General features: G+C 44.2%; 25 protein-coding genes and 1 riboswitch. Of the genes, 17 read left to right on the plus strand and 8 right to left on the minus strand.

Annotation, left to right across the window (positions count from 1 at the left end; genetic code table 11):
• Window positions 1-58: 58 nt before the first annotated feature.
• A complete protein-coding gene (locus tag LCL96_RS16790; RefSeq protein ID WP_224942975.1) occupies window positions 59-271 on the minus strand; it encodes a hypothetical protein in 213 nt (70 codons plus the stop codon).
• Window positions 272-513: 242 nt separating this feature from the next.
• On the opposite strand from LCL96_RS16790, the gene LCL96_RS16795 reads away from it, so the two are divergent.
• The 3 genes from LCL96_RS16795 to LCL96_RS16805 all read left to right on the plus strand — a co-directional run bounded on the left by LCL96_RS16795 (window position 514) and on the right by LCL96_RS16805 (window position 3,532).
• Window positions 514-714 carry a cold-shock protein gene (locus tag LCL96_RS16795; protein WP_060671790.1) on the plus strand — a complete coding sequence of 67 codons (201 nt, stop codon included), beginning with the start codon at window positions 514-516 and terminating at the stop codon, window positions 712-714.
• Window positions 715-1,125: 411 nt separating this feature from the next.
• Window positions 1,126-2,571 (plus strand): DEAD/DEAH box helicase, encoded by a 1,446-nt coding sequence (locus LCL96_RS16800; RefSeq protein ID WP_224942977.1) that lies wholly within the window; start codon window positions 1,126-1,128, stop codon window positions 2,569-2,571.
• A gap of 94 nt (window positions 2,572-2,665) precedes the next feature.
• Window positions 2,666-3,532, plus strand: coding sequence for an AraC family transcriptional regulator (locus LCL96_RS16805; RefSeq protein WP_224942978.1), 867 nt, complete (start codon window positions 2,666-2,668; stop codon window positions 3,530-3,532).
• 386 nt (window positions 3,533-3,918) lie between these two features.
• Here LCL96_RS16805 and LCL96_RS16810 read toward each other — a convergent pair whose 3' ends face one another.
• Both LCL96_RS16810 and LCL96_RS16815 read right to left on the minus strand, forming a co-directional pair.
• Window positions 3,919-7,086, minus strand: a complete 3,168-nt coding sequence (locus LCL96_RS16810) for a bifunctional cytochrome P450/NADPH--P450 reductase (protein WP_224942980.1) — start codon at window positions 7,084-7,086, stop codon at window positions 3,919-3,921.
• Between the two features lie 79 nt (window positions 7,087-7,165).
• A complete protein-coding gene (locus LCL96_RS16815) occupies window positions 7,166-7,741 on the minus strand; it encodes a TetR/AcrR family transcriptional regulator (protein WP_224942982.1) in 576 nt (191 codons plus the stop codon).
• Window positions 7,742-7,982: 241 nt separating this feature from the next.
• Here LCL96_RS16815 and LCL96_RS23510 point away from each other — a divergent pair, with 241 nt between their 5' ends.
• The 6 genes from LCL96_RS23510 to LCL96_RS16845 all read left to right on the plus strand — a co-directional run bounded on the left by LCL96_RS23510 (window position 7,983) and on the right by LCL96_RS16845 (window position 13,100).
• Window positions 7,983-8,117 carry a hypothetical protein gene (locus LCL96_RS23510; RefSeq protein ID WP_263628212.1) on the plus strand — a complete coding sequence of 45 codons (135 nt, stop codon included), beginning with the start codon at window positions 7,983-7,985 and terminating at the stop codon, window positions 8,115-8,117.
• A 162-nt stretch (window positions 8,118-8,279) separates the two neighbouring features.
• Window positions 8,280-8,364, plus strand: a riboswitch (cyclic di-GMP riboswitch).
• 87 nt (window positions 8,365-8,451) lie between these two features.
• Window positions 8,452-9,381, plus strand: a complete 930-nt coding sequence (locus LCL96_RS23635) for a methyl-accepting chemotaxis protein (RefSeq protein WP_412103595.1) — start codon at window positions 8,452-8,454, stop codon at window positions 9,379-9,381.
• Between the two features lie 585 nt (window positions 9,382-9,966).
• Window positions 9,967-11,226, plus strand: coding sequence for a GTPase HflX (gene hflX / locus LCL96_RS16830; protein WP_224942985.1), 1,260 nt, complete (start codon window positions 9,967-9,969; stop codon window positions 11,224-11,226).
• A 164-nt stretch (window positions 11,227-11,390) separates the two neighbouring features.
• Window positions 11,391-12,464 (plus strand): carbohydrate-binding protein, encoded by a 1,074-nt coding sequence (locus LCL96_RS16835; protein WP_224942988.1) that lies wholly within the window; start codon window positions 11,391-11,393, stop codon window positions 12,462-12,464.
• Between the two features lie 106 nt (window positions 12,465-12,570).
• A complete protein-coding gene (locus LCL96_RS16840; protein ID WP_224943569.1) occupies window positions 12,571-12,945 on the plus strand; it encodes a hypothetical protein in 375 nt (124 codons plus the stop codon).
• Window positions 12,873-13,100: a GNAT family N-acetyltransferase gene (locus LCL96_RS16845; RefSeq protein ID WP_263628213.1), complete on the plus strand. Its 228-nt coding sequence runs from the start codon at window positions 12,873-12,875 to the stop codon at window positions 13,098-13,100. The genes LCL96_RS16840 and LCL96_RS16845 overlap by 73 nt, the downstream gene beginning before the upstream one ends.
• A 24-nt stretch (window positions 13,101-13,124) precedes the next feature.
• Here LCL96_RS16845 and LCL96_RS16850 read toward each other — a convergent pair whose 3' ends face one another.
• The 3 genes from LCL96_RS16850 to LCL96_RS16860 all read right to left on the minus strand — a co-directional run bounded on the left by LCL96_RS16850 (window position 13,125) and on the right by LCL96_RS16860 (window position 16,309).
• On the minus strand, window positions 13,125-14,543 hold the full coding sequence (locus tag LCL96_RS16850; protein WP_224942991.1) for an alanine/glycine:cation symporter family protein: 1,419 nt from the start codon (window positions 14,541-14,543) through the stop codon (window positions 13,125-13,127).
• A 275-nt stretch (window positions 14,544-14,818) separates the two neighbouring features.
• Complete coding sequence (locus tag LCL96_RS16855; protein ID WP_224943537.1) at window positions 14,819-15,916, minus strand: DUF1648 domain-containing protein; 1,098 nt, start codon at window positions 15,914-15,916, stop codon at window positions 14,819-14,821.
• A gap of 9 nt (window positions 15,917-15,925) precedes the next feature.
• Window positions 15,926-16,309: a GntR family transcriptional regulator gene (locus tag LCL96_RS16860; protein ID WP_224942994.1), complete on the minus strand. Its 384-nt coding sequence runs from the start codon at window positions 16,307-16,309 to the stop codon at window positions 15,926-15,928.
• 218 nt (window positions 16,310-16,527) lie between these two features.
• Here LCL96_RS16860 and LCL96_RS16865 point away from each other — a divergent pair, with 218 nt between their 5' ends.
• The 5 genes from LCL96_RS16865 (at window position 16,528) to LCL96_RS16885 (ending at window position 22,794) form a co-directional block, all read left to right on the plus strand.
• The gene (locus tag LCL96_RS16865) at window positions 16,528-17,043 is read left to right on the plus strand and encodes a GNAT family N-acetyltransferase (RefSeq protein ID WP_224942997.1); all 516 of its coding nucleotides are present in this window, start codon (window positions 16,528-16,530) and stop codon (window positions 17,041-17,043) included.
• A gap of 180 nt (window positions 17,044-17,223) precedes the next feature.
• Window positions 17,224-18,921, plus strand: coding sequence for a transglutaminase domain-containing protein (locus LCL96_RS16870; protein ID WP_224943004.1), 1,698 nt, complete (start codon window positions 17,224-17,226; stop codon window positions 18,919-18,921).
• Between the two features lie 118 nt (window positions 18,922-19,039).
• Complete coding sequence (locus LCL96_RS16875; protein WP_224943006.1) at window positions 19,040-21,268, plus strand: GGDEF and EAL domain-containing protein; 2,229 nt, start codon at window positions 19,040-19,042, stop codon at window positions 21,266-21,268.
• Window positions 21,269-21,693: 425 nt separating this feature from the next.
• Window positions 21,694-22,164 (plus strand): Lrp/AsnC family transcriptional regulator, encoded by a 471-nt coding sequence (locus tag LCL96_RS16880; RefSeq protein ID WP_224943008.1) that lies wholly within the window; start codon window positions 21,694-21,696, stop codon window positions 22,162-22,164.
• 12 nt (window positions 22,165-22,176) lie between these two features.
• Complete coding sequence (locus tag LCL96_RS16885; RefSeq protein WP_224943010.1) at window positions 22,177-22,794, plus strand: LysE family translocator; 618 nt, start codon at window positions 22,177-22,179, stop codon at window positions 22,792-22,794.
• Between the two features lie 106 nt (window positions 22,795-22,900).
• Here the strand turns inward: LCL96_RS16885 and LCL96_RS16890 are convergent, their stop codons facing one another.
• Window positions 22,901-23,233: a winged helix-turn-helix transcriptional regulator gene (locus LCL96_RS16890; RefSeq protein WP_224943012.1), complete on the minus strand. Its 333-nt coding sequence runs from the start codon at window positions 23,231-23,233 to the stop codon at window positions 22,901-22,903.
• Window positions 23,234-23,362: 129 nt separating this feature from the next.
• On the opposite strand from LCL96_RS16890, the gene LCL96_RS16895 reads away from it, so the two are divergent.
• The 3 genes from LCL96_RS16895 (at window position 23,363) to LCL96_RS16905 (ending at window position 24,752) form a co-directional block, all read left to right on the plus strand.
• Window positions 23,363-23,857, plus strand: a complete 495-nt coding sequence (locus tag LCL96_RS16895) for a lactoylglutathione lyase family protein (RefSeq protein ID WP_224943015.1) — start codon at window positions 23,363-23,365, stop codon at window positions 23,855-23,857.
• Window positions 23,858-23,976: 119 nt separating this feature from the next.
• Window positions 23,977-24,432, plus strand: coding sequence for a GNAT family N-acetyltransferase (locus LCL96_RS16900; protein WP_224943018.1), 456 nt, complete (start codon window positions 23,977-23,979; stop codon window positions 24,430-24,432).
• A 146-nt stretch (window positions 24,433-24,578) separates the two neighbouring features.
• The gene (locus LCL96_RS16905; protein ID WP_224943021.1) at window positions 24,579-24,752 is read left to right on the plus strand and encodes a hypothetical protein; all 174 of its coding nucleotides are present in this window, start codon (window positions 24,579-24,581) and stop codon (window positions 24,750-24,752) included.
• 41 nt (window positions 24,753-24,793) lie between these two features.
• Here LCL96_RS16905 and LCL96_RS16910 read toward each other — a convergent pair whose 3' ends face one another.
• Window positions 24,794-26,212 (minus strand): NAD-dependent succinate-semialdehyde dehydrogenase, encoded by a 1,419-nt coding sequence (locus tag LCL96_RS16910; RefSeq protein WP_224943023.1) that lies wholly within the window; start codon window positions 26,210-26,212, stop codon window positions 24,794-24,796.
• Between the last annotated feature and the right edge of the window lie 133 nt (window positions 26,213-26,345).

Genomic DNA, 26,345 nt, shown 5'->3' on the forward strand with positions numbered 1-26,345 from the left:
CTCTTTCTAAAGGGTCCTTTTTTTATGTAAAAAAAGATGCCAGGGAAAATGGCACCTATTAAGCTAACGCATATTTCATGATTCCTTGAATGTAGACAGAATTTCCTTTCTGTGCACACTCCCTGATCTTGATTCTTCCTTCTTTTTCTAATTCTGTAGCCGCTTTTTCAATGGTTTCAGCTTCTTCTATTGAATGTGCAGGTAGCTCAATTGAAAAAAAGTTTCCACGACTTGCTTTGTTTAATGTTTTGAGTAAACCGATTTTAGTCATTGGTCCATCTCCTTTATAACATACCATTCGACAACGTAGCTCTATATTCCTTTAATGGTGGGGATTTGAGCAGTATTTTGAATGCATTTGCTTTTTATCCGTTTATCTGTTAGTCTTAAGAAGAATTATTTTTGTTCGGTCTGTAAGGAAAGAATAAGTTTTAAACTTTTCGCCTTTGATATCTAACTTGAGCAACGATAGTAATAAATCGTGGATTCAATTCCACACAGGAGGAAACACACATGCAAGAAGGTACAGTAAAATGGTTTAACGCAGAAAAAGGTTTCGGTTTCATCGAAATCGAAGGTGGAGAAGATGTATTCGTACATTTCTCAGCTATCCAAGGCGAAGGATTTAAATCTTTAGACGAAGGTCAAAAAGTTACATTTGACACTGAGCAAGGTCAACGTGGACTTCAAGCGACTAACGTTAACAAAGCGTAATAGCTTTTGATGAAGGGGCTCTCTCAGGAGGGTCCTTTTTTTATTGGTTTATCTTATGGTTGTCGGGAGTTGACGAGCCAGCTGTGGTAGTGGTGTCTTCTAGCTCCGGCGGCTAGAGGCTCGAGGTCATAAGCTAAATAGGCCAGGAAGGCAAAGAGCGCCTTCCTAGCCTATTCATCTTATGCTTGTCGCCTCTAGGCAAGCCGCCTGCGCTTTAGAAAATAAAAAGGGACCGACAGCGTTCGTCGGTCCCGGAGGCAACATGTTACAAGTTAAAAATGGTTAGATAAAGCATAACACAGTATTGGTGGAATACCTAAATAAATTTAAAAAGAATTTTAAAAGGGTATTTTTTTTGAATAGAATCACCACATTTCTATGAAAATAAGAAAAATTAAATGAGGTTATGATATGGCAATCAAAAAATTTAAAGATTTTAAGTTAAGTGAAGAAATTGAAAGAGCATTGTCTGGGTTGGGGTATGAAACTCCTACGGAAGTCCAGTCCAATGTGCTTCCACTTGCTCTAGAGAAAAAAGATCTTGTTGTACGTTCCCAAACAGGAAGTGGAAAGACAGCTTCTTTCGGGATCCCCCTTTGTGAGATGGTGGAGTGGGAAGAAAATAAACCACAGGCACTGATTCTGACCCCGACACGGGAGCTTGCGGTGCAAGTGAAAGAAAATATCACGAACATCGGGAGATATAAGCGGATCAAAGCGGCCGCTGTGTACGGGAAGTCTCCTTTTCACCGCCAAAAACTAGAGCTGAAGCAGAAGAATCATATCGTCGTCGGTACACCCGGCCGTGTGCTCGACCATATTGAAAAAGGGACTCTTCCCTTGGATAAGCTATCCTATCTGGTCATTGACGAAGCGGATGAAATGCTCAACATGGGCTTTATCGATCAGGTGGAAGCGATTATTCAGGAACTGCCAACAGACCGTGTGACTCTGACATTCTCTGCCACTTTACCAGAGGACGTTGAGACACTGTGTCATAAATATATGAAGAAGCCGGTTCATATTGAGATCAAAGCAGCGGGCATTACGACGGATAAAATTGATCACTCGATAATTGGTGTGAAAGAAGAAGAAAAGCTTTCTCTATTAAAAAATGTGACAACCGTTGAAAATCCGGATAGCTGCATCATTTTTTGCCGGACAAAGGAAAATGTCGATACCTTATGTGAAGAATTGGACCGTTCTGGTTACCCTGTGGATAAAATCCATGGCGGCATGATTCAGGAGGCTCGTTTTGAGGTGATGGACGATTTTAAACGTGGAGATTTCCGCTACCTGGTGGCGACAGATGTAGCAGCTCGGGGGATTGATATTGAGAACATCACCCACGTGATCAATTATGATATTCCAATGGAGAAAGAAAGCTATGTTCACCGTACCGGGAGAACGGGAAGGGCAGGTCTGTCAGGCAAAGCAATCACGTTCTGCACACCATATGAAGAGAAGTTCCTTGAAGAGATCGAAGAATATGTCGGTTTCAATATACCTAAAGTGGAGGCCCCTTCACCGGAAGCGGTGGCTGATGCCAAACATGACTTTGAACGGAAGCTCGATGAAGAGCCGGATTATAAATTGGATAAGAGTGAGCAGTTGAATAGGGACATCATGAAACTTTATTTCAACGGCGGGAAGAAGAAGAAAATCAGGGCTGTTGATTTCGTCGGGACGATTGCAAAGATCGATGGTGTGTCTGCCGAAGACATTGGCATCATTACGATCCAAGAAAATCTTTCGTACGTGGAGATTTTGAATGGAAAAGGGCCGCTGGTTCTGCAAGTGATGAAAAAGACGACGGTGAAAGGGAAAATGTTGAAGGTGCATGAAGCGAGGGGATAAGTTCTTTCGATTTCACACCCTGCAAAAGGGAGCACCATAAGTCGGGATGCTCCCTTTCATTCTTGCTATTCTGTTGAAGAAGGAGGTAGGGGAAGTGGATTCTTTAAAGAATATGAATGACGCTTTACGGTATATTGAAGAAAACCTAACAGAAGAAATCAGTTTGAAAGATGTGGCAAAGCGAGCATATTGCTCCGAGCACCATTTTAAGCGGATGTTTTCGTTCCTGGCCGGGATTCCTTTATCGGAATACATCAGACGCCGTCGTTTGACCCTGGCAGCACTTGAAGTGCAAAACAGCGACGTTAAAATCATCGATATCGCCATGAAATATGGCTACTCTTCACCTGATTCCTTTACGAGAGTCTTTCAGAAAATCCACGGGATCACCCCTTCACAAGCGAAGGGGCATTCCATCAAAGCATTTCCACCTATGACCTTCCAGTTATCCATCAGAGGAGGCAATGAAATGAATTATCGAATCGTAGAGAAAGAACCGTTTTCGATTGTAGGGATCATGAAGCGGGTACCGATCATTTTTAATGGGGTGAATCCTGAAATTGCAGCCATGTGGCAGAGCTTAGACGAGGACAGGATCAAGCAGTTGAAACGTATGTCAAATGTGGAACCGAGAGGATTGATTAGTGCATCTGTCCAATTTTCCGATGAAAGAATGGAGGAGAAAGGAGAGCTCGATCATTACATCGGGGCGGCCACAACGGGAGAATGTCCCACAGACTTATCGAAACTGGATGTCCCCAAGCTGACTTGGGCTGTATTCGAAGCGATCGGTCCATTTCCCGACACATTGCAGCAAGTGTGGGGGAGAATTTACGCTGAATGGTTTCCGACTTCGAGCTATGAACTGGCAGAGGGACCGGAGATGTTGTGGAATGAAAGTAATGATGTTGGCTCTGAGACGTTTAGGAGTGAAATTTGGATACCGGTTAGGAAGAAATAAGGGAGAAACAGTGAATTCTATTGGATTCACTGTTTTTTAGTGTTGGAGGATGTATATAGGGGGGATGATACTGTGGGGAAGAGGCTGTTTGGGTGATTTATCAGCGGAGTTTTGATTTTATCAGCGAAATTTTCAATATATCAGCGAAATTCAGTCGAGCAAACGTGTAACATCCAAGCAGCTTGATGTCTCATTACGTCCTGAGCGTGACTGATATCCAATTATCGGCGAAATTCTAATTTTATCAGCGATATTTTTAATATAACGGCGATATCCAGGATTTAACGGCGAAATCTCAAATATATCGGCGAAACCACTCCAAACGATTGCACAATCCAGAAACACTACTAAAAAAGCGAACCCCATAAGGGTTCGCTTCTCTCCAATCATGCTCCAGCCCAAACATCCTTCGCATATCGACCATCTTCTTCTAATGATCTGAGCCATTTATCGGCTTCTTCTTTCGATGTTTGATAGATACGCATATAGCTTTCTACTAAGGTTTGTTCCACATCTGGGGCCATCTTGCTTCCATCACCACAAATGTATAAGCGTCCACCATCTTTCAGTATAGGCAGAATTTCTTCCGCATTTTCGGCTAACCGGTGCTGGACATAGGTTTTCTCCTTACCCGGGCATCTTGAAAATGCTGTGTGCAATGTGACTATTCCGTCTTGTTCGGCTTTCTCTAATTCGTTCTGATACAAGAAGTCGTGCTTCGGATTTCGGCAACCGAAGTAAAGGTGAGCCTCACCGAGTGATTTCCCTTGCTCATTAAGAACAGCGCGTGCTTGGATGAACCCTCTGAACGGAGCGATTCCCGTACCAGGGCCAACCATGACAATCGGTGTCTCCGTGTCTTCAGGTAGTTGAAAGTTCGATTGCGGTCTGTTGATGAAGCAGGCGATTTTGTCTCCGGCTTCACGATTTGCCAGATAGTTGGATGCGATTCCGTTGTACTCTCCATTACCGCTCCATGCTTCTCCCCGGACGACGCTGACGGTGATGGTCGCTTCTCCATTCTTGTATAAAGGCGAGCTTGAGATTGAATAATAGCGTGCTTTTAAAGGAGGGAGCAGTGCCAGGAATCCTTCAAAAGGTATTTCGCAAGCCATGTATTTTTCAGCGAGATCCAGCATGGTGATGCGTTTGTTTAGTACCGCTTCTTTATAGGTCTCATCCTTCAGTAGTTCTTCAAGCTCAACAACGTGAGGAGGGCAGACGGTATGAGCGGCTAGAGCACGGATTTGAGAGCGGGTAGCGGGCTCTTGGAACTCTACATAATTCCCCAGTAGTTCTCGAAGTTTCACCGGTTTTTCGGTAGGCAGATGGGCGGCTTTTCCAGAGTCTCCCGTCAGTTGGACGTAGTCGTGTCCGTTCAAGTTGAATCGAGTGAGCACTCGCTCGACAAGTGTCGACGGATTTTGTGGAAGGACTCCGACATGATCTCCTTCCTGATACGTAACACCTTCTGGTAAGGTAAGGGCGATATGCCTTGTGTTTCGGCCGCTTTCAGCATGCTGTAATTCGAAATTCTCATTCACCACGGCTGTGAAGGCATGATGCGTACGTGCCAGTGGTGTGTCGCTTACATCGCTGACAAAATTCATTGTAATGGAGCTGTTCGATTGATCGTTTTGATTGAGTTCGATGCTTAAGCTTTCAGCCAGATTGGGCCATAGAGCTTCCGCCCACTTTTCGTAATCTCCTTCAAAGTCATCGCTTGCATCGCCGTGTCCGATTTCTGTTATACGGTGCGCGCCTTTTTCATAAAGCTGTTCATCAATGAAGTTCGGGATACGCTGATACGTTGTGGCCCAATTGTGGTCACCGCATCCAAATACAGCATAGTGGACACCTTCAAATTCACCTGCCTGACTTTCCTTTAGCATGGAAATGAACTTACCTGCATTGTCAGGCGGGTTTCCGTTATATGAAGCTGAGACAATCAGAACAGCCCCATTTGCCGGGAGTCCGTCACTGAATCCATCTAAAGGAGCAACCTCTGCAGAAAACCCTTGTTGACGTCCCGATTCCGCAAGATCACGTGCGATACCTTCTGCCGTACCCATGTTTGAGCCATACAGAACAAGTAAAGGTGTTCCGTGGGAAGATTCCACCACAGCAGGCTTCTTCTCTTGCTCGGAATTTTCTTCCCCTTTAGAAGCAATCGAGAATCCCAGTGAAGGCTTACGTGGTGATACGCGCATCGTTAATCCATCCGGCTTAAGGGTCAGTGTCTCTTTTACATCCAATTGATAGTCTTTGTGATCAATCAGGTCAAAGTGCTGGAGCACCATGCCGAGGACCAGTGTGGCTTCATGTAGGGCAAACTGTTGTCCGATGCAGGCGCGTTGTCCGTTTCCGAACGGTTTATATGCATGGTAAGGAATGGATGAAGGATCCTCGAAACGTTCTGGGATGAAGGATTCAACATCATCTCCCCACACAGAAGTGTCACGGTGAATTTCAGGAATGATTAGGGTAAATACATCATCTTTTAGGACATCATATTTGCCACCCAGCGTAGTATCTTCTCTCGCATAGACGGAAAAAGCAGGGGCAGTCGGCCAGAGTCGAAGTGTTTCATTCAAGACCATCCGGACGTATTTCATTTGTTTCACTTGCTTATAGTCAGGTATGTCATCGCCTACAACTCGATCAACTTCGTCTTGAGCCTTTCTCAGTTTTTCCGGATTGTTCATCAGGAAGTAGAGGGCGAGGGAGAGGAGTCCACTGGTCGTTTCATGCCCTGCAATCAAGAATGTAATGATTTGAAAGCGGATGTTTTCATCACTCAACGCTTCTCCTGTATCAGGGTCTGTTCCTTGCAGCATATAAGAGAGTAGATCCTCTTCACCTTGATTCCCGTTTTCTTTCCGTTCGGCAATCAATTCATCAACGAGGGAGAACATATACTCGATGTCTTCTCTGAATTGTTTTTTTGATTTGATCATCAGTTTATCCTGGACCCCAAGACGCTGGGATTGGTTCATCGCTTCGTCCAGTGCGCGAACCATGCTGTCCACGAAAGGATGGGACGTTTCACGGTAGAAACTGTTAAAGCGGTAATTGAAACCACACAGTCCGATGGTATCCAGGGTCAGACGGGTCATATCTTCAGGAACGTCAATTTCATCTGTTGGATTCAGGCGGCTCCATTTTTGAATGAGCTGGGTGGCGAGATCCACCATTTTGGTGTGGTATCCTTTCATGGCCTGCTGGCTAAAGCTGGGAAGAAGGATATTATGTGCCTTTTTCCAATTGACCTCTTTCGTTTCACTGGTGAAAAGACCATCTCCACTAAATGCTCTGACCTTTTGAAGGGCAGGGCCTACTTTTTTGTCAAAACGGGTTTCATCACATAATTCCCCTGCAAGGGAAGCGCTTGAAACAAAGGTACTCGTTCTTCCGGGAAACTGGAACTGATAGATGGGTCCTAGTTCCCTCGCAAGCTTCATAAATGATTGAAGGGGCTTTTCTTTATCGATAACGGGTAAATTCCCAAGGGGGCCATAGGTTTTCGGTTGTGGATATTGTGTTTGATGTGTCATTTTTCCTTCACCTCATCGAAATGGTTTAGTTTGCGGAATGAACGTTCATTCCGCGTAGAGATGAGAAACACGTGGTTTCTCATCCGTATAATCGGACAGCGTCCCACATACTTTCTTCTACGTCTTTAAGCATAGCGGCATCAGGCTTTAACTCGCCGATTCGGACCAGTCGCTGCAGCTCGAGAAAGGCACCATATAAAATGGCGATTAAAGCTGTTGAAGGCAGATTTTTAATCTCCTTTTTCTCTTTACCCGAATCGAAGAAGCATTTAAAGATATTCAGAAGACCTTTGAAACTTGCATGACTTTCTTCATTTAGAAAATGGGCACTGCTATGTGTTTTGATAAAGTAAAGGGCCTGACTCTGTTCCTTTGTAAACAGAATCATGGATTGGAACAGGTGATGGAATTGCTCACGGATCGACTGTTGATAAGGGAAATCCTTGTTCACCGTTTCTGTAAACAGCTCCACATATTCTTGAAATATCGTATTTCCAAGCACTTCTTTATTTTCGAAGTATCGATAGATTGTACCGGCTCCAACGCCGGCAGATGTGGCAATCATGGGAATTGTCGTAGCATCAAATCCCCTCTCTGCAAAAAGAACAAGGGAGCTCGCCACGATGCAGTCCCGCTTATTTAATGCCAATGACATACCAATTCAGCCTTTCATAACGTTAATACGGAATGAATATTCATTCCAGAATAGTGTATACCCATGTGAAATTTATCTCAATCACACGAAGTACCCATTGTTTGTGACGGTTTTGTTAAGAATGGGCTTTGCCTTTTTTCCTTTCTATTATACTTGCCGGTCCAACTCTAGCAATTTTTCATAGAATAACTTTGTAAGAGAGCTCACTTACTAGAAGTTTTAATAGAAAGGGGGGATTCTAATGGCATTAGGTCTGATTACCTTTCTGATTGCTGCGTTGTTACTTGTCGCTTGGTTAGTAGTATCGATTTTGGCTCCGAATAGTAACCTGGTATCTGTTTTGAAAGAAGCAGTATGTGATAGATTAGGATGTTAATGTAAAATAAAAGACCCCAGATTTTTGGGGTCTTTTTCTTTATTTGGTTAACGTAGTGAGGGACGGACCTCATTCCAGCAATAATAAAGTTAAGAATTTATTCTAATATTACGAATATCTGTTGTTATATTAAGATAGAGCTAGTAGGATAGTCTTACAAATAGTAAAGTTGGAAGCTATGAGAATTCACTTTAAGATGGGCGCTGTTAGTGAATTGGAGCGAGTGGCGCAACCGGCCAGCACTTAAAATGGTGAGAGTCAGTGTTATGCATTTACTGATGTTTCTTTTATACATATTAGTGTCATCTTAACCAAAACTTTAATGAATGAGGGCGTGTTGAACGTGATTAAAACGGAATTGAGAAAAAGTACTCAAGTCTTTGGGGAATCTGCCTTACTCGCAGCCATTGAAAATTCGCTGGCCATGATTGAATTCAATGCTGACGGTAGAGTCCTATGGGTGAACGGAAATTTTGCCAGGACGATGGAATATGGTGTGGAAGAAATGATTGGCATGCACCATGAAAAATTTTGTACACAGGAGTTTTCTAGAAGCTTGGAATACAAACGATTGTGGCGGGATTTGAGAAGCGGAAAAAGCTTTCAGGAAAAAATTCAACGAGTCACAAAGACTGGTAGGCTTCTCAGTTTGGAAGCAACATACACGCCGGTTTATAACGAAGAAGGAAATCTTGAAGGTGTTGTTAAGGTTGCGACGGATATTACCGAACGGGAAACAACGATTGAAAAGGTAGCTTCTGAATTACAGAAGATGTCAGAAGAATTAAGTGAAAAAGCAGAGCAGGGTATAACAAGAAGTGAGGAAGCAGCCATAGCGACTGGAAAGCTGGTTTCCGACTCGAATGAGAATATGACAATACTGGAGTCACTTACATTGCAGGCAAATTCAATCGGAAACATTGTCAAAACGATTAGGGAAATTGCGACTCAGACAAATCTACTCGCGTTGAACGCGGCCATCGAGGCAGCCCGGGCAGGGGAACATGGGAGAGGGTTTAACGTCGTTGCAGGAGAAGTCAGAAAGCTTGCAACGAGGGTGCAGGATTCCATCCAGGAAGTGAACTTCCATATAGAAGGGATCACAGGAGAAATCAACAAAATCAATGAAGGAACAATCCGTTCCCAGTCAGGCATAACAAATAACCAAACACTAAACGAGCAAGCAGTCCTGGCATTCAAAGAAATAGGAAGCGCAGCCCGTCGATTGGACTCACAAGCAAAGGACTTCAAAAACATTTTGTAAAGCTTGGTGAGGGACGGACCTCCAATTTTTCATCCTTCCGTTTGTAAATCAAATGGAAAACGTGAAGAATTGGAGCTTTTTTACTTTAGGGAAGTAGTGTAGTGAGGGACGGACCTCCACTTTCTTTAAAACCACCATCTTAAACCGGTATTGAGAGGTCCGTCCCTCAAACCATATCTTCCCATCCATCTCGAGGTGTGGTATGATGGGTTTAACTTATGAGAAATGGAGGTTTTCCTTTTGATTTTAATCAGACTACGCATCCGCAATTTGAACGCTTAATTGAATAAGTTCAAAGGCTCTGCTTGTGTGCAGGGTAAATGGGATCGGTCTGACTATTTTTAAAGGAATTCTTCATTTGGCGTGCATGAAGAGTGGGGGGGCTTCTTCCCCTTTAAGAATAGAATTGAATATCTACTGAATGGTGCTTTTTTGATGTCTTTGTACGAATCCAAATTCATCAGGGGAAAGTGCGGTCTTCTTCGTGCACCATCGGTATATTCAACATCCATTTACAAAAAGCACAGGCAGTGGCCTGTGCTTTTTTCTTGCACCCAAATATTTTAAATAGGAAGTGACTATGTAATGGAAGAAAGATTAAAAGCGATCGCCATAGGCGTTAATACAAAAGATAAAAACAATGACTTTGAGTATTCAATGCTTGAGTTGAAGGGGCTGGCAGAGGCCAGGCATATTGATGTTACAGGCGAACTGACGCAAAACCTGCCTCGGCCCAATCATGTGCATTATATTGGAAAAGGTAAGATCGACGAACTGCTGCTATTGATTGAAGAGTGGGAAGCGGATGTACTGATCACGAATGATGAGCTCTCACCATCGCAAATCCGCGTACTGGAAGAAAAGCTTGACGTTCGGGTCATGGACAGAACGATGCTGATTCTCGACATTTTTGCAGAACGGGCGAAAACAAGAGAAGCCCAGCTTCAAGTAGAAGTGGCGCAGCTGCAGTACATGCTTCCGCGCCTCATCGGACGCCGTGAGTCATTAGGGCGTCAAGGTGGTGGATCGGGACTTGCGAACAGAGGAGCAGGTGAAACGAAGCTTGAGCTTGACCGTCGTCGTATCGAAGCGAAAATCACAGCACTTCATAAAGAACTGGATTCTCTTGTCGACCTGCGAACGACTCAGCGCAAGCAGCGTAAGAAGAGTGAGATTCCTGTCGTTTCCCTTGTCGGTTACACCAATGCAGGGAAGTCGACGACGATGAATGCATTCGTGGAAACCTTCCATCCGAATGAGAACAAGCAGGTATTTGAGAAAGATATGTTATTTGCGACCCTTGAAACATCGGTAAGGAATATCACCTTACCGGACAGGAAGGAATTTCTCCTGACAGATACCGTCGGATTCGTGAATAAATTGCCCCATCAGCTGGTCAAGGCGTTCCGGTCCACTCTTGAAGAGGTGGTCGAAGCGGATCTCATCGTCCATGTGGTGGACTATTCCGATCCTCATTACGAAAAACTGATGAAGGTGACCGATCAAACCCTTGATGAACTTGGAATTGGAGACACCCCTGTCATTTATGCATTCAATAAGGCTGAATTGGTTGATGAGGAAGTACCAAGAGTAGAAAAGGACCGCATTTATTTTTCGGCAAAAAACCGAATCGGTATTGATGAGCTCCTTCAAGTGGTGAAAAGCTATATTTTCAAAGATTATAAACGCTGTCAAATGCTCATCCCATTTGATAAAGGACATCTAATTTCGTATTTTAACGAGAATGCCAACGTGTTAGAAACCGGGTATGAAGAAAATGGAACGATGCTGACGCTTGAGTGTAAGGTGAGTGATGCTGAGAGATTTAGAGAGTATATAGTATAAACAGTGTTGACCTTCTCCACATGTGGAGGGGGGCTTTTTTGGGGCTGAAATATGGTGAATTTGGCTCCTTGGATCAGCTCATGCTTGTCCCTTTTTAATGAAAATATGTACATACTCCTCTACCTGGGCTCCTGCATACAGTAAATGCAGAGGAGGGATGCAGTATGTTTTTTCAACGAAGATGTCCGGTTTATCCGGTGCCGTTTGAATGCCATCCATATGGAGCAGAAATAAGAAACGATTATGAAGACATCCTTTTACCACATACTTATCAGCAGTACTATCCACATCATGATTATGATCAGCAGTACTACTATGATCCTTATCAAGGGTACGTACCACAGCCTGCTTACTATGACCCGTTCGACTCACGTGCCAACTGGAGAGAATGGGAGGATCTTGGTGCACCGCCATACGGGATGAAGGGTTCACCCGCGGTTGCATCCTGGCAGGCGAATCGACTGGATACGTTTGTCAGAGGTGAAAACGACAGAATGTATCACAAATGGTGGGATGGTTCTCGTTGGAGTCAATGGGAGGACCTCGGTGCACCTAAGCGGGGATTGAAGAGTTCACCTGCAGCCGTATCATGGGGCCAGAATCGAATTGATACGTTTGTCAGAGGGAATCGGGATACACTCTGGCATAAGTGGTGGGACGGCAGAAGGTGGAGTGAATGGGAAGACCTTGGGGGGCCGCCGCGTGGCTTCAAAGGGGACCCGACAGTGTCATCCTGGTCGGCCAATCGACTGGATGTGTTTGTTCTTGGATACGACAACAATCTTTGGCATAAATGGTGGGCCGGGAGAAATTGGAGTCAATGGGAGAACCTTGGCGCGCCAAGAGGTGGTTTAAGAGATTCACCAGGTGCCGTATCATGGGGACCGAATCGGATCGATTGTTTTGTGCGTGGAAACAAAGACCGAATGTGGCATAAGTGGTGGGATGGTTCGAGGTGGAGTCAATGGGAAGATCTTGGCTCACCGCCTAGAGGCTTTGAAGGGGCTCCTGCAGCATCTTCATGGGCACCTAATCGAATCGACACCTTTGTTAGGGGAGACAACAACAATATGTGGCACAAGTGGTGGAACGGATCACGCTGGAGCAATTGGGAGGATCTCGGAGCACCACGGGGAGGCGTCCGTTCATCGCCGGGAGCTGTTTCATGGGGACCAAACCGGGTGGATGCCTTTGCCAGAGGCAGAAATGATCATATGTGGCATAAGTGGTTTGCGTGATGGAAAGAACCATCCCTGAGTGTGAAGAGGGATGGTTTTTTTCTGAAAATTTAGTCTGTCGTGTGTTATTCTATGGAAAAGACTTTTTATAAGGATGTGTCTAGCCATGCATGAAGCAATTCATTCTATCAGACTTGCGAGAAGGGAAGATCTTGAGAAAGTCATCGGGCTATTGGTGAATGCAGCAGGCTGGTTACAAACAAAAGGGACGAAACAGTGGAATTACTACCTGACCGATCTTGAGGGAAATGTAGATGAAATAGTGACTTCCATTGAAAATAAGGCAACCTACATTGTGGAAAAAGAGGGGGGTGCGATTGCGACGCTGACACTTGAATCCAGCCCAAATGAATGGGATATGGATATCTGGGAGAGGAAGCAGAGGATGATGTTGCATACTTACATAGATTGGCGGTTCACAGAGACTTTGCGGGGAAAAGGATTGGGGCAGGTCTTTTGGATTGGGCTGAAATCCAGATGAAAACAAGAGGCAAAAAAAGCATCCGCTTCGATTGTATCGCAAGTAACGAGGGACTGAACCGCTATTACCAAGAACGATATCGATTAAGAGGAGTCATCGATATCCACGGCCGTCACTGTAATTATGAAATACTTTTAGATAAAAACCCGGTATGATCACAAATCACACCGGGTTTCTTTTTAACTGGCTTTTCTTCTAGGTTGTGCTTCAATTCTAGGCATATATTCGTTGAAATAATGATTCGTCTCTGAAACGATCACTTTATAGAGTAATAGCAATGCGATTAAGTTCGGAATCATCATCAACGCATTGGACATGTCAGCAAAGGCCCACACAAGTTCCAGGTTAGCAACTGCTCCTAGTCCTGTTGCAAAAATATAGATTAGTCTGTAGGAGTTGGCGAATCGATAATTCGTGATATACTCGAAACATTTTTCTCCATACATATACCATCCTACAATGGTCGAGAATCCGAAGAAAATGACGGAGAAGGATACGATGTATTCTCCGACGACACCAAGGGCGTGTCCGAATGCTGCGCTCGTCAATGCCCCGCCGTCAAGGCTTGGTGCGTGCTCGACACCGGAAATCGCTCCGCCTGTCGGATCCCAGAAACCTGTGATCAACAGTACAAGCCCCGTCATGGTACAAACGACGATCGTGACGATGAATGTTCCCGTCATGGCGACAAGTGCCTGTTTGACCGGGTGATCGGTTTTCGCATTTCCGGCAATCAGTGCAGCGGTACCAAGACCTGCCTCATTGGAGAAGATTCCTCGTGAAACCCCGCTGCGGATGGCTTCCGAGATGATGATCCCTGTAAATCCGCCAGCTGCAGCGACAGGATTGAATGCGTAGAAGAAAATCATTTTAAAAGCAGGAATGATCATGTCGTAATTCAGAACGATGATGATCAGAGAGCCTCCGATATATAGGAATGCCATGATAGGTACAAAGAACGAAGCGACCGTACTGATCCGCTGTATTCCTCCGAAGATGATCAATCCCGTCAGAACGGCCAAAATGATTCCTGTTGTCAGGTTATTAATATGAAAGCTTGTACTCATGACGTCGGCAATCGTATTCGACTGCACGCTGTTCCCGATTCCGAGAGCGGCGAAGGCACCGAATAATGCGAATGCGACGGCGAGCCATTTCCACTTACTGCCGAGGCCTTTTTCTACATAGTACATAGGACCGCCGGAGTATTCCCCGTTTTTATTTTTCACACGGTATTTCATGGCAAGAAGGGCTTCGCCGTACTTGGTCGCCATGCCGAGAAGGCCCACAATCCACATCCAGAAGATCGCGCCGGGTCCACCGATAGTCAGAGCCGTTGCCACTCCGGCGATATTCCCGTTTCCGATTGTTGCCGATAATGCGGTCATCAGTGTCTTGAAGTTACTGATGTCCCCTTCCGATTGATCAGAAGAGGCAGAAGGCTTCTCCTTCGTAAAAGCAAGCTTAAAAGCATACATCAGTTTACGGAACTGAAGTCCCTTTAGCATAAAAGTTAAAAATAGACCTGTACCGAATAATAGTACTAAACTTGGTGTCCCCCATAAGAATGAATTAATCTTGTCTAGCACATCTAACATAGAATCCTCCTTGTCAAATCTTGTTGTAAACGTTTTCTTTGCGAGTTTCCATCTACTATTTATATAGTATTCCGAACAATCTGTCCATAACAAATGGCGAATTTTCAGAGATTGAGCCTTTTTTAGTAGGGAGGGACGGACACCGGTTTTCGGTGCATTCTGGAGGTATGAAGCGCGCCATAATAACAAAGGGTCGGCATAAGGAAAGGGACGGACCTCGAATCAGCTCTACGTGAGTATCACGTAGTTGCTGAAACGAGGTCCGTCCCTCAACATTATAGTAGTGTCAATATAAGGATGATGAGCAGTGGACCGATGAGGATGATGTATCCCATGGGTCTGGCGAAGTTCAGGGTCCAGCCGACGCCGAAGCGTTTTTCGACGAAGATGGAAGGGTCATCCGGGTTGAAATAGATGAGACCGCCTTTCCAGTATTGATCGTCATCGGCATTGATCACTTCTTGAGATTCTTCAATGATGATTTCAACGTCCAGGTCTGAGTCCTTTTTCCCCACTTTGACTGCAAGGATGACCGTCCCTATCAGGACGAATGCAGAGAAAGCAAGTGGCACAGTGATGATCAGCAGGTCGCTGACGCTGTTTTCATACAAGGTGGTGAATTGCAGGAACGTAAACAGCATGGAAATTAGTATGGAGATGAAGAATAATAGCCAGCTTGTGTATTTTCGTAAACGTAACTGACGGATACGTGATGCCTTGACATTTCCTGCGCTAAGTTTGATGCCGGAATTTCTCGTGAGCTCATTGATGCCGAGGAACATGGCGTTCATCACGAGTAGAACGACTGGCAGCGTCAAGGCAGAAAGATAGGTTTTATCCGTAAATGAATCCGGTTTGCCGTCAGGCCCCCAGTGAGTAGGGATCTGATCTGGAAAGCTGTTGTAATTTAACAAAGTAAAAACCACCAGGCCAACAGTGATCACCATAGGGACGACATAGGCGATCCATGGCAGCATTTCATCCTTCGTTCTAACATTCAACTCAGAAACGCGTACCTGTTTGCGATCCTTGAACCACTTCTTTTCCCGCTTCAATGTTGTCACTTTTATATGAAAGTAAAAGTAAAGAGCCATTGATATAAATAAGATAACAAAAGGCATGAATAACCCAGTAAATATAAGTTGATTATCGGTAGGGTCCGCATTGGTTGACCAGATAAAATAGAGTGCTAAAGCGACGATCGAAATGCAGAAAGTAAGGGCCGCATAAAGCTTTTTGTATTGTCGCAGCTGTTCGTTTCTTACCTCGTCAACAGGTACTGTTACCCCAAACACCACCGTCCGTTTCACAATGAAGGGTATGGCCATTTGAATAACTGCCAGAAAGCCTGCAGTCACGAAAATAAGTGTCATTTCCACTTGTTATTCCCCCTTAACGTTTAAAATGATGGACGATACTAGTTCTGTAATTTCCTTTTCACTCATGCCGAGGACCAGGGATTCCACTAATACCGGATGCAATTCTTCTGAAATTTGATTGTATCTATGCTGAGGAATCTTTTCCTCGGAAGGTGAACAAATGACCGCGCCAGACTTTGGCACAATCTTTATCACCCCTTTGCTTTCCAATTCATGATAGCTTTTGTTCACTGTATGCATGTTTACACCAAGGTCACCAGCAAGACTCCGGACAGAAGGAAGGATATCCCCGGGCGTCAGTTCACCTCTGACAATTCCTTCCATGATCCCGTTGCGGACCTGCGCGTAAATCGGTGTATCCGATTGAGGTTCAATGTGGATAAACAAAGTTTCACCCCCCATAGTTTTGTTATATGTTTAGTATAACAGAATTGTTCTATTATATGTATAACAAAAAGTGTGATTACCAAAAAAAGTTAGAGTATGGATTGAATTCCCGATATAATTTGATTATACGAAGGATAGAGCAAATTTCCCTAATCACCGACAGGCAGTCAATCGATTTGGGTTGTTCATGGAAGTAAATAAACATACGGAGGAACGATATGAACATAGGAAATCAAAAACTGAGAATAGAAGAGTTACTCAACATCAATGAGCACCTGGATGAAATGTCTGGCTTATTGGTGAAAGTGGTGAATGAAGGTGCATCCATCGGATTCTTATCTCCGATGCTACAGTCTACATCAGAGGAATATTGGCGGAGTGCCCTGAATCCACATGTTGTTCTGTATGTAGCATGGATGGATGATGTCATTGCCGGGACCGTGCAGCTCCACCTATGCTCGAAACAAAACGGTACGAACAGAGCAGAAATCGTCAAAATGATGGTCAACCCGGAATTCCGCCAAAAAGGCATCGCCAAGAAACTTATGCAAACAGCAGAGAAGAGAGCGAAGGAAGAGGGACGGACCTTGCTCATACTCGATACCGTCGAAGGAGCTCCTTCCAACCATTTATATGCTTCCCTTGGCTTCATTCAGGGAGGACGGATCCCTGACTATGCTGCATCCCCCTATGGGGAATTAGAAGCCACCATCATCTATTACAAGAAGATTTAGGAGGGGGATTTAGTTAGTAGGAGGGACGGACCTCTAAACGAGCCTTATAGAAGTCTGCATGTCTATCTCTAGAGGTCCGTCCCTCCATCCCGAATCTCCTACCAAAATAGTAAAATAGACTCAGGAACGGATTTTTGTGTGGGGCGTAGATGTAGTATACAGAAAGTTTAGGAGGAAGTTATGAGGAGAAATCAATCGTTATGGCTGGTTATGCTGAGTTTGTTGGCTGGTTTTCTTTTTTTGACGGCATGCAGTGATTCGAATGCCAGCAGTGGGGAAACGAAAGCTGATCAAAAAGAGGAAGATCCCTATGACAAAGAAGTAAAGAAAAAGAACGAGGAAATCGGGGAACTGGAATCTCTGAAACTCTCATCCTACAGCGAGGAAATCGGTGTCACGATTGCAGAGCCGACGTACAAAGAATTCGCGGCGAATGGAAAGGTGAGCGTGAACGGAGAGATTGAGAAGTATCAGGACCTGAAATCGGATTTTGCCTGGATCAAGGTCAGGGCCAGTGAGGAAGGACCTGCAGGAAGACAGCTTGAATACTACACACCGATTGAAGACGGGAAGTTCAAACAGAATATCCACTTCTTTAATGGTGAAGGTGAATACCGTGTCACCGTGCAGCTTCCAAGCAAAGACCGTGAGAATTACTATTATGATACCGCGTCCTTTACCGTCCATAATGTGAATCCGGAGGTCAATCGGGATGTGACCATGACACCTTTTGGACATGATGCCGAACTGACTTTAAACACCAAATCAAGCTATTTTAAAGGAAACGAAGTCTTCTCTTTAAAAGGAGAGGCGGACCTCTCGGATGAAGACACCATCATGGTCAGATTAAAGAAGGATTCCGAGAACTGGAAACAGGTTATTCCTGTGAAAAATGGTGAATTCCAGTATGATATCCCGCTTTTTTATGGAAAAGGAATACATGAGCTTGAAGTGCTGGTTCCGGATGAAGACCGGGATAACTACTATCAGACGGCAACGACTCTTCTCATTGACAATGAATCTGATCGTGTGATGAGTCCGATCGACTATTCGGAAACATACCGTGAGCGTGGCGTGACCCTTGAATCCCCGCAATTTGGAGGAGAAGAGTCTGATGGGGAATATACGATCCAGGGGAGCATTGATCCGAAAGCGGAGTTCGGTCCTGAAACCACACATGTTTATATTACGACGAAGAAGGGGGAGGACGAAGCGCTTGATGTGATTCCGGTTGAGGATTATACGTTTGACGATTCCTTTTATCTTCGTTTTGGACCAGGTACGTATGAAGTGACCCTCAGTGTACCTGAGATCAAAGAAGAAAACAGTGACTATTTCAGATTTTTCGGTTTTGCAAAATTTGAAGTGAAGTCTACGGGGGAAGATCAACGCGATCTCCTTCCTTCACGTGGTGTACAGTCCGATGCTCCTGAAATCCAGAAGCAGGCGAAAGTTGTAACAGCGGGAAAAACGAGTGACAGGGACAAAGCGAAAGCGATCTACGATTATGTCGCGAAGAATGTTTCCTATGATGTGAAAAAGTATGAAAATGATGACTTTAACTGGGATGACAGTGCATTGAAAACACTGGAATCCAAGACAGGCGTGTGCCAGGATTATGCGTATCTGGCGATTGCCATGCTTCGTGCAAGTGATGTCGAGGCAAGGTTCGTTGAAGGAAGGGCAGGAGGGATTTTCCCTGGAAGACATGCCTGGGTGGAAGCCAAGTTGGATGGGGAATGGATGACAATGGATCCGACATGGGGATCCGGTTACCTAAAGGACGGGGAGTTCGTCCCGGCATTCAACGAAGATTATTTCGAACCGGATATGAATGAATTTAAGAAGACGCATACGCGTACAGGTGTGTCATATTAGAAAAAGGACCAGCTCAGGAGCTGGTCCTTTTCTATAGGTAATAAAAGGTTATATTGAGAATGAAATCCATAAATAGTACACTTGAGTAAGATAGAATCTAAATTCAGGAGAGTCATGAATGTTTTTTATACAAAATAAGAAAACCGTCCTCATACTTTTTATCACAATGATCTTTTTAGAAATCTTGGATTTTTCATGGACAGCAGATGAACACTCAACTGGGGAATGGTCACTGGTTCTCCACATAGGCTTAGTGCTGTGTATGCTCACTTTATTATATTCTCTTTTTAGAGGGAATTGGAGTGCTACAAAGGAATTATCCAAGAGTAATAATAATCTGAACAACATTTTTGAGACGCTGGATGTTGCCATTTGGTCTCATGATATGAAATCGGATGTTCTCTTGATCACACCAGGCATTGAGAATTTATATGGATATCCTTTGAACGATTTTTATCAGGATACGCTTCTATGGAAAAAGGTGATTCATCCTGATGACATGCAGGAGTTGGAGAAAAGGGCAGAAAAGCTTTCTTCCGGCCAGGCCTGTGTGAGTATTTACCGGATCATCAGGCCGGATGGCCAGGTTCGCTGGATACAGGATAGAGGAATCCCTACCTTGGATGAACACGGTGAAATGATTTCATTTTCAAGTGTACTGTTTGATATCACCAATCGGAAAGAAAGTGAAGATCAATACCGTAGTTTAGTAGAATTGTCCCCGGATATCATTGCCGTGATCAGCAACCAGTCATTCGACTACATCAATGAAGCGGGGAGCAGGCTGATTGGTGCAGAGAGCCCGACGGACATTCTAAACAAAGATGTTTCCCTTTTTACCAATCTAGAAAATATCAAGAAAATAAGGGAGCAGACAAAAGGCTCGACCGCAGGGGAACGTTTTGAATTGACGGTGTACCCTCTTAAGGGTGAAGACATAGAGTTGGAGATTTCCGCCATGCCCATTTTATATAGTGGGAGAATGGCCATACAATTGGTTGGCCGGGATATTACAAATCGAAAAAAAGCGGAGAAAACAATCCATGCCATGGCCTATTATGACTCATTGACCGGCCTACCAAATCGGAATAAGTTCAAACAATATTTAAGCGGGTCTTTAGATGAATATCCGGATCAATCAATGGCAATCTTATTTCTGGATTTAGATCGCTTCAAGGTCATCAACGATACAAAAGGACATTCTACCGGGGACAGCATATTAGAAAAGGTTGCCTTCCGGTTGAAAAAGGTGGTCGACGACAAAGGGATTGTATTTAGGCAAGGCGGAGATGAATTTATTATCATCCTCTCTAATTTGGATGAACCATGTGTTACAGGCATGACAAAGGAGATATTACAAACGTTTACAAGCCCGATCGTCATTGATGAACAGGAATTCTTTGTGACACCAAGCATTGGAATCAGCATGTATCCGAAAGATGGAAAAGATCAGGAAAGTTTGATCAAACATGCCGACACGGCCATGTATTTGGCCAAGGACCGTGGAAAGAACAACTACCAGTTCTATTTTCCCGAACTTGAAAAAGTGTCTTCAAGGAATATGGAAATTGAAAATGGTTTAAGGAAAGCGTTGGAACTTGATCAATTCAGTCTCCATTACCAGCCGAAAATGGATCTAAAAACCTTTGAAATTATAGGTGTAGAGGCGTTGATTCGTTGGGAGCACCCTGTATTGGGAATGGTCTCTCCTGCTGAATTTATTCCATTGGCAGAGGAAACAGGCTTGATTATTCCGATCGGCGAGTGGGTTCTGCAAGAGGCGTCTAAACAGAGTAAGGCGTGGGAAAAGAATGGATTAGGCATTATTCCGGTTGCGGTGAATATATCTGTCCGGCAGATCAAAGATGATGGATTTGTTGCGATGGTAGAGGAAACGTTAGAGGATCTTCAATACGAGCCTGAACGACTTGAGCTTGAAATAACAGAGAGCATTATGCAGGATTTTGAAAGATCCACAAGCGTTCTTAATAAGTTAAAACAGTTTGGGGTCATCATATCGATGGATGACTTCGGAACTGGTTACTCTTCATTAAATAATTTAAGGCATCTACCGATTGACAGCATCAAGATCGATAAATCGTTCGTGGATGATATCGTGAAAAGTTCGAATCAGGTTTCGATTGTAAAAGCCATCATAGATATGAGTCAAAATATGAATTTCACGACGATCGCAGAAGGTATTGAAACGGAAGAGCAAGTGTTATTCCTGAAACGAAATGGATGTCAGGTGGGGCAAGGGTATTATTTTAGCCGGCCGCTGCCTGCAGGTGAGTTGGAAGTGTTCTTACGTGAAAGAAAGCGTTCAGTGGGAGTTGTAAATCGGTAAAGAGTAGGTGCATGGGAAGTCATAAAGTGTCAGTTTAGGGGAATCTGCTAAACTGACACTTTATTATTTTGGTGAAGTTTTTTTATGCCACATTAACGTGGGTATTTAAGTAACCTGATTAAGCGAATAGATTCTGATGGAGAATGATCTTATCAGCTTCCATGTCATAGGTAAAAACTCCCATTGGACCAACCATTGTATACTTTACCCCACTTCATTTCCTCCCCTTCATTTTTTGCGATTTATAATCATCATAAGAGTCGTGATGATCGAATAAGCTTGTGAGGGACTGACCTCTAGAATGGATACTTACTTTACATAAGATATCCGTATAGAGGTCCGTCCCTCATTTGAAATTCGACGCTTCATAACTTATGAAAAGTAAGTTATTATATAGAAAACTTAATTAAATGAGGTTTTGGATTATGGATTCTTACGATAATAAGATAATAGACGCGATTATGAAAGATTCAAGAATCAAGTGGTCTGATCTGGCAACAACGATTGGACTGAGCGCACCTGCAACGGCGGATAGGGTGAACCGGCTCGTGGAACAGGGTGTAATCAAGCATTTCGGAGCCATCATTGACCCTGCCAGTGTAGGTGCGGAGCTGACGGCCTTTGTGGCAGTTTCATTGGAACGCCCAGAGCATCGAGAACCTTTTCTCAAGCTGATCCATGAATTGGATGAGGTACAGGAATGCCACCATATTGCAGGAGAGGATGACTATCTCTTGAAAATTAGAAGCAGAAACACGAAGGATCTCGACCGGATTATCAGTCATGAGATTAAAAGTCTTCAGGGCATCATCAGGACAAAGACTACTATTGTAATGGATTCTCATAAAGAAAGTTCTGTCTTGCCGCTACCATCCGATACGCTTTCTTCAGAATAAGGAGAGGAATCAATGACTGCTGCATTATTATTTTTAAAGAGCCTTATTATAGGAGTGGCGATTGCTGCACCAGTGGGACCTGTAGGAATTCTTTGCATTCAAAGGACGCTTGCATATGGGAGGAGGACAGGTTTCATATCAGGGTTGGGGGCTGCAACGGCTGATGCCTTTTACGGGTTGATTGCTGTTACGGGTCTTACAATGGTTTCCGGTTTTCTTCTGAATCATCAATTCTGGATTCAAGTATGGGGAGGGGTATTCCTTTTGCTGCTGGGGTGGAAGACATTCACCTCTCAACCTGCTGCATTAAAGGTAGGAGAACCGCATACGACGTCCCCCGTTAAAGGATTTTTGTCCGTTTTCTTATTAACGCTCACGAATCCGATGACAATCCTTGCATTTATTGCGATATTTGGGGTTTTTCGAGTGGCTGGACCAGAGGATTTCCTAACCGCCATGATGGTTGTATTGGGAGTATTTTCAGGATCTGCCCTTTGGTGGGCTGCGCTTGCGTTAGTAGGTGGATGGATAAGTAGCAGGGTCGGGCCTGCTTCATTGAAAATGATAAATCGAGCAGCGGGTATCGTCCTTACGATCTTCAGTGTATTGTTTTTGATTGATTTGATATAAGCACCTATATAATTGAGGGACGGACCTCCAGAACGGATACTTACTTTACATAAGATATCCTTGTGGAGGTCCGTCCCTCTCTGTCTCCCTCTCTTTTGATACCCCTCTAAAACTCTCCATGTTCTTTTCCCCACACATGCATGTGCTGGAGGATGGGCATGAGGGTCATGCCGAGGTCGGTCATGGAGTATTCGACTTTTGGGGGGATGGTGTCGTATTGGGTGCGGTTGATGAATCCGTCTTCTTCGAGTTCTTTCAATTGCTGACTCAATACTTTATGGGTAACGCCGGGTAGAAGGCGGCGCAATTCATTGTAGCGGTGTGTCCCCTCTGTTCCAAGATGCCAGAGGATGACCGTTTTCCATTTTCCACCGATTTTCCTCAACGTGTATTCGATTGAACATTTCAGTTTTCCTTGTTGATCAACAGATGTATTCATCAAAGACCAGTCCTTTCTTACCTACAGGTTAGTTTCTCACAAAAAAGTGCATTCTTACATTGATTCGCTCAGCTTTGTATAATGAAGTCGTGTTAGATGAAACTAATCAAAACGAAGGAGGATTTATTCATGTTACCATATCCAAGATCATTTTCTCATATTGGACTATCCGTCCCAAACCTAGAAGAAGCCATTAAATTTTACCAAGAGGTATTCGGCTGGTATATCATCATGGAACCTTCCGATGTCGAAAATGATGATACGGCCATTGGACAGATGTGCCGTGACGTTTTCGGAAACGACTGGGAGAAGTTTAGAATCGCCCACATGGCAACAGGAGATAAAATTGGGATTGAACTATTTGAATTCCCTCACAACGAAAAGCCTGAGAATAATTTTGAATATTGGAAGACGGGATTATTCCATTTCTGCATCCAGGATCCCGATGTGGAAGGCATGGTGGAGAAGATTAAGGAACATGGCGGAAAACAACGTATGCCTGTCCGTGAGTACTATCCTGGAGAAAAACCTTATCGTATGGTGTACGTCGAGGATCCATTCGGGAATATTTTCGAAATCTATTCTCACAGTTATGAACTGACGTATTCTGATGGAGCATATTGATTTTTTGTGACGGCACGTTCGAAGTTTGAACGTGCTTTTTTTGATCAAAAAAGGAATTCACTCATAAAAGTAGAACTCATTATAGAGATACAACAAACAAAAAAGTGAGGAATTTCATAATGAAGATCGTAGAGTTACACAAGGATTCAAGCATGTTTGATGAAGCTGTGAAAGTATTCTGGGAACAGTGGGGGAGTGAAGATAATCGAAGGTTCTATGAGGATTGTATGTTCCATTCCTGTCAAACTGAAGAAAATCTTCCACGATTCTATACTGCTTTGGAGGACGGAGAAATCATTGGCACATACGCGTTATTAAGAAATGACCTCAACAGCCGGCAGGATCTTTATCCTTGGTTGGCATGCCTGTACGTAGACCCTGAACATAGAGGAAGAAGACTTGGTTCCATTCTTCTTGACCATGCATTGAAAGAAGCCGATAAAAAAGGCTATAGCAGGCTCTATCTCTCAACAGATCTGGAAGATTATTATGAAAAATACGGCTGGACACATTCAACAGAAGCAGTAGGATTAAGCGGAAAGTCCATAAAAGTGTATGTGAAAGAGACCAATTGATATTCTAAAAAGCAGCAGGGGAAAGGTTCACAACCTTTCCCCTGCTGCTTTATTGAAGCATCCGCCGTTAGGTTCTTTATCTTCTGGTTATGCCATGAATCTTACAGGAATATGTATATAGAAAAATAGATAGGGGAGTGGGTTCCATGAAGCATGTTGCAGCGGCAATCTATCTTTCTTTCGGAATGCTTTTCTTGTTTTTACAGGGGTTTGAGGGGTTTGCAAGACCAGAAAATATGAACTTTCTTATATTCTTATTCTTTATGGCCGGCTTACTGTATTTGTACCGGGAAATCCAGGAACGTTTTTCAAAAAAGTAAACATGAAAAAGGCACGCATGGGGATGCGCGCCTTTTTTCTATTATAATCCGAGTGAGATATATTTTACTTCCAAAAATTCTTCGATGCCCTGGTGCCCGCCTTCACGGCCGAGTCCGCTTTGCTTGAATCCGCCGAACGGCGCTTGAGGGGTGGACGGCATCCCGTCATTCAATCCGACGATTCCGTATTCCAATTGTTCGCTGATCCGGATGCCCTTTGTAATATTTTCAGTGAATACATAAGCAGCAAGTCCATAGATGGAATTATTGGCCCTCTCGATGGCTTCCTCTTCCGTTTTAAACGTTGTGACCGGAGCCACTGGACCGAATGTTTCATCTCTCATACAGAGCATGTCATCGTTGACGTTCGTCAACACTGTGGGTTCAAAGTATAATCCCTCTATTCCATTTCCTCCGTAGGCAACAGTAGCTCCTTTGTTTACCGCATCCTCCACATGCTTCCGGACTTTCTCGATGGCGCCCTCATCAATCAATGGACCGATATCAACACCCTCATCCAGTCCGTTACCGACTTTCAGTTCCTTCACTTTTTCAACCAGTTTTTCTGAAAAAGAATCGGCAATAGATTCATGAACATAAATACGGTTGGAGCAGACACACGTTTGGCCGGCATTCCTGAACTTAGAGGCGATGACTCCATCGACGGCTTTTTCTAAATCAGAGTCTGCCATTACGATAACAGGAGCGTGACCTCCGAGTTCTAGGGATATTTTCTTGACGGTGTCAGCTGAGCCTTTCATCAGGACCTTCCCTACTTCCGTGGAACCGGTGAATGTCAGTTTACGAACTCGGGTATCTTCCATCCACGCTTCTCCGATGGATTTCGAATCGCCTGTCACCACATTGATGACGCCTTTGGGGATCCCTGCTTCTTCAGCAAGAGCCGCCATTTTTAACGCAGTCAAAGGAGTCTGGTTTGCCGGTTTGATGACGACCGTACAACCTGTAGCAAGGGCAGGTGCCACTTTACGGGTGATCATCGCAGCTGGGAAGTTCCACGGGGTGATGACGGCTACAACCCCGACCGGCTGTTTATGGACGAATAATCGTTTGTTGCGCTGGGTGGCCGGGATCTGTTCTCCGTAAACCCGCTTTCCTTCTTCGGCGTACCAGGAGATGAACCCGTTGGCATATTGGATTTCACCGAGGGCTTCTTTTAGCGGCTTACCTTGTTCGATCGTCATGGTCCGTGCCAGGTCCTCTTTGTTCTCGTTGATCAAGTCATACCATTTTCGAAGGAGTTCACTTCGTTCATAAGCTGAATATTGAGACCAGTCCTTGAATGCGGTGAAAGCTGCATCAGCGGCTTGCGTGGCCTCTTTTTTACCTCCATTCGGGATGGTGGCAACCACTTCCGACGTGGCAGGATTTATGACCTCCTTCTTATCAAGGTCCGTTCCGGTTTGTTCTCCGTTAATGATGAGATTGTAGTGTTGCATAGTGTTCCTCCTTTTGTAAGTTAGATTCCCATATGCTTATTACTATGTAGTTTGTCTTAAATTTACAATAGTGAATGCGAAGAATCCAGTAATATACTTTGCCGCCTTCTTGATGGGCCATTCACTGTTTAAA

This window comes from Rossellomorea aquimaris (genome assembly GCF_020172085.1).
Classification (GTDB): domain Bacteria; phylum Bacillota; class Bacilli; order Bacillales; family Bacillaceae_B; genus Rossellomorea; species Rossellomorea aquimaris_E.

What these genes read in the sequence shown, in the direction of transcription:
- LCL96_RS16890 (WP_224943012.1), bottom strand. Translation starts at nt 23,233, where the DNA reads ATGAATACATCTGTTGATCAACAAGGAAAACTGAAATGTTCAATCGAA.
- LCL96_RS16885 (WP_224943010.1), top strand. Translation starts at nt 22,177, where the DNA reads ATGACTGCTGCATTATTATTTTTAAAGAGCCTTATTATAGGAGTGGCG.
- LCL96_RS23510 (WP_263628212.1), top strand. Translation starts at nt 7,983, where the DNA reads ATGGCATTAGGTCTGATTACCTTTCTGATTGCTGCGTTGTTACTTGTC.
- LCL96_RS16795 (WP_060671790.1), top strand. Translation starts at nt 514, where the DNA reads ATGCAAGAAGGTACAGTAAAATGGTTTAACGCAGAAAAAGGTTTCGGT.
- LCL96_RS16905 (WP_224943021.1), top strand. Translation starts at nt 24,579, where the DNA reads ATGAAGCATGTTGCAGCGGCAATCTATCTTTCTTTCGGAATGCTTTTC.
- LCL96_RS16800 (WP_224942977.1), top strand. Translation starts at nt 1,126, where the DNA reads ATGGCAATCAAAAAATTTAAAGATTTTAAGTTAAGTGAAGAAATTGAA.
- LCL96_RS16810 (WP_224942980.1), bottom strand. Translation starts at nt 7,086, where the DNA reads ATGACACATCAAACACAATATCCACAACCGAAAACCTATGGCCCCCTT.
- LCL96_RS16865 (WP_224942997.1), top strand. Translation starts at nt 16,528, where the DNA reads ATGAACATAGGAAATCAAAAACTGAGAATAGAAGAGTTACTCAACATC.
- hflX (WP_224942985.1), top strand. Translation starts at nt 9,967, where the DNA reads ATGGAAGAAAGATTAAAAGCGATCGCCATAGGCGTTAATACAAAAGAT.
- LCL96_RS16840 (WP_224943569.1), top strand. Translation starts at nt 12,571, where the DNA reads ATGCATGAAGCAATTCATTCTATCAGACTTGCGAGAAGGGAAGATCTT.
- LCL96_RS16835 (WP_224942988.1), top strand. Translation starts at nt 11,391, where the DNA reads ATGTTTTTTCAACGAAGATGTCCGGTTTATCCGGTGCCGTTTGAATGC.
- LCL96_RS16910 (WP_224943023.1), bottom strand. Translation starts at nt 26,212, where the DNA reads ATGCAACACTACAATCTCATCATTAACGGAGAACAAACCGGAACGGAC.
- LCL96_RS16875 (WP_224943006.1), top strand. Translation starts at nt 19,040, where the DNA reads ATGTTTTTTATACAAAATAAGAAAACCGTCCTCATACTTTTTATCACA.
- LCL96_RS16895 (WP_224943015.1), top strand. Translation starts at nt 23,363, where the DNA reads ATGTTACCATATCCAAGATCATTTTCTCATATTGGACTATCCGTCCCA.
- LCL96_RS16880 (WP_224943008.1), top strand. Translation starts at nt 21,694, where the DNA reads ATGGATTCTTACGATAATAAGATAATAGACGCGATTATGAAAGATTCA.
- LCL96_RS16870 (WP_224943004.1), top strand. Translation starts at nt 17,224, where the DNA reads ATGAGGAGAAATCAATCGTTATGGCTGGTTATGCTGAGTTTGTTGGCT.
- LCL96_RS16850 (WP_224942991.1), bottom strand. Translation starts at nt 14,543, where the DNA reads ATGTTAGATGTGCTAGACAAGATTAATTCATTCTTATGGGGGACACCA.
- LCL96_RS16855 (WP_224943537.1), bottom strand. Translation starts at nt 15,916, where the DNA reads ATGACACTTATTTTCGTGACTGCAGGCTTTCTGGCAGTTATTCAAATG.
- LCL96_RS16790 (WP_224942975.1), bottom strand. Translation starts at nt 271, where the DNA reads ATGACTAAAATCGGTTTACTCAAAACATTAAACAAAGCAAGTCGTGGA.
- LCL96_RS16900 (WP_224943018.1), top strand. Translation starts at nt 23,977, where the DNA reads ATGAAGATCGTAGAGTTACACAAGGATTCAAGCATGTTTGATGAAGCT.
- LCL96_RS16815 (WP_224942982.1), bottom strand. Translation starts at nt 7,741, where the DNA reads ATGTCATTGGCATTAAATAAGCGGGACTGCATCGTGGCGAGCTCCCTT.